We start from the raw sequence: 253 nt of genomic DNA, 5'->3' as shown, positions 1-253 counted from the left end.
AGAAAAGTGTATTATGGTGACTCATGTCCAAAATCTCCTTGTGTGGCAAAGTTTTTCGCAAACTCTTTATACCACATCGCATTGAGATTTTGGACTTTTTTCTTAACCCTTAGCCGGACAGCAATGAACTTGAGACACTCATTTTGGGGGGAATCTCAAGCAACATGTGGATGTGATCAGGACAACACTCTGCCTCAACTATTTTCACATCTTTCCATTCGCACAATTTCCGCAGAATTTCGCCTATTGCTCT

At 41.1% G+C, this 253-nt stretch carries 1 pseudogene; it reads right to left on the bottom strand.

What is annotated here, in order from left to right:
• Window positions 1-127: 127 nt before the first annotated feature.
• Window positions 128-253 (bottom strand): annotated as a pseudogene (locus V6C16_RS14835) (transposase); the annotation flags it as partial.

This window comes from Desulfovibrio sp. 1188_IL3213 (assembly GCF_036763145.1).
GTDB lineage: Bacteria > Desulfobacterota > Desulfovibrionia > Desulfovibrionales > Desulfovibrionaceae > Desulfovibrio.
The sequence above is the reverse complement of the archived record's forward strand: the minus strand, read 5'-3'. Positions and strand labels throughout refer to the sequence as shown.